Annotated in this window: 1 pseudogene; it reads right to left on the bottom strand. The window is 76.3% G+C overall.

Features of this window, described 5'->3' with window-relative positions:
• Positions 1 to 321 (bottom strand): annotated as a pseudogene (locus ACFFNX_RS52275) (transglutaminase); the annotation flags it as partial.

Below are 321 nucleotides of genomic sequence, written 5' to 3'. Positions count from 1 at the left end.
AGTGGCCACATCCAGCCACTCGAAGACGTCCATCACCCGGGTTCCCGCCCGCCGCAGGCTCTTGGTGGCCGACGGTGGGAAGAGGCGGGCGCGCCACCGTACCCGCCGGCTCGCGTGGGCGCGGAAGGCCGTCCGCAGCAGGCGTACGTCGTCACGGGGCGTCGCCAGGGGTTCGGCCGACGGGGCGTACCGGGCCCGCTCCTCCGCCAGTGCCAGTCGCGCCAGTGCCTCCGCGGCCGCCCCGTCCAGCGTGAGGGCCTCGGTCAGTCGCCGGCCCGTCGCACGCGGTGTCTCGCTCGCCGGCCACGGGAGCCGGTGGTC

This window comes from Actinoallomurus acaciae (assembly GCF_042429965.1).
Lineage (GTDB): Bacteria > Actinomycetota > Actinomycetes > Streptosporangiales > Streptosporangiaceae > Actinoallomurus > Actinoallomurus acaciae.
This window is presented reverse-complemented; position numbering and strand designations above follow the sequence as displayed.